The sequence below is a fragment of the Pseudomonas sp. 2822-15 genome (genome assembly GCF_002742515.1).
GTDB lineage: Bacteria > Pseudomonadota > Gammaproteobacteria > Pseudomonadales > Pseudomonadaceae > Aquipseudomonas > Aquipseudomonas salomonii.
In genome coordinates, this window is record NZ_LJRY01000463.1 from 1 (window position 1) to 1,306 (window position 1,306).

Below are 1,306 nucleotides of genomic sequence, written 5' to 3' on the forward strand. Positions count from 1 at the left end.
TGTACGGGACAACCACATGGGTTACACAAAAGTGCATTCACATAGGTAACACTTTGAGTGAAATATAGCCGTCCTTGTCTGCATTCCTAGCATCCACTTGTCCGAGGATCACTGGGCCGAAAATAACAGCCCACACATCGTCGCTCAGCATCTCCATTCCAATAGTCTGGTATCTCAGTAAATGCCCCACGTAAATCCGCAGACCTGACCGATAAATCATCCCGTTTGAGTCAGTCCGGTAACACTCAATATGACTTGCATAACCCATCTCCGGCAGTTTCTCAGGATAGGCTCGAGGTGAAGGTGAATAGCATGAAGCCGGTGTTTTCTGGCTCAGCGCTTCATGCCCTCGCTCGTAATTGTAGTGCTGTATGAAACGATCAAAGTGTTTCTGCTGAGACTCCCAAGCAATCGCAGGTGGATTGGGCAAAGTACTTTTCAGTGTTCGGTGCATACGCTCGTGCCGGCCATTTTGGTCTGGCCGACCGGGCTCGATACGCTCTGGAATGATCCCCAGCCGTAGCCACCAGATCGACAACTGTGACAGCCCTCCGCGCCCTGTGCTGGCAAACGGCACTCCGTTGTCAGTACGGATCCGCTCAGGCAAACCATACTCGCGAAACACCCGTTCGAACGTCTCTTGGGTCTCCTTGAAATTGGTGCTGGGCATGCTCTGACAGGCAAGCAAAAAGCGACTGGCATGGTCCATGATTGTTAGCGGATAACACCATACGCCCGCTCCTGTCAGGTACTGGCCTTTGTAGTCAGCACTGAAAAGCTGGTTAGGCACATCTGCCTTGCGTAACGGTTTTGGATAGACAGCAACTCTTGGCCGCAAGGGTCGCGGCGTGATCAGATCAGCTGCTTTGAGGATGTTATAAATAGTCGTTTTCGAGGGCGGATCCTGGCCCGGAAAGCGCTTTATCAGATCACTCTGGATCTTTTTCGGACCAGGGATTGTCTCGCCTATAGAACGTAGTTCGATAATCGCCTGCTTTACCGCCAGAGGCACCACATAAGTCTGGTGGTGTCGACGGCGACTACGCTCATCAAGCCCACTGGGACCTTCTGCTTTGTATCGCTCGACCCACTTGTAGCCGGTCTTTCGACTGATTTCATAGTCTCGACATAGCTGGCTGAGGCTGTGTTTTCCAGTCAGGTATTCAGCGACAAACATCACTTTGAGGTCCATAGGTTTCAGCTCTTTCCAGGGCATGGTCAGATCCTCACGAAATCGACCCTGCCAGTTAAAAACTGTTACCTATGTGCGTGAACTGATTTGTAACCCATGTGGGTGAGTCATACC

1 protein-coding gene is annotated in these 1,306 nt (G+C 51.3%); it reads right to left on the reverse strand.

What is annotated here, in order from left to right; translation table 11 throughout:
- Positions 1-37 precede the first annotated feature (37 nt).
- Positions 38-1,216, reverse strand: a complete 1,179-nt coding sequence (locus AOA59_RS31825; protein WP_099490156.1) for an integrase core domain-containing protein — start codon at positions 1,214-1,216, stop codon at positions 38-40.
- Positions 1,217-1,306: the final 90 nt, after the last annotated feature.

Coding starts and splice junctions, on each gene's coding strand:
- AOA59_RS31825 (WP_099490156.1), bottom strand. CDS start 1,216: ATGCCCTGGAAAGAGCTGAAACCTATGGACCTCAAAGTGATGTTTGTC.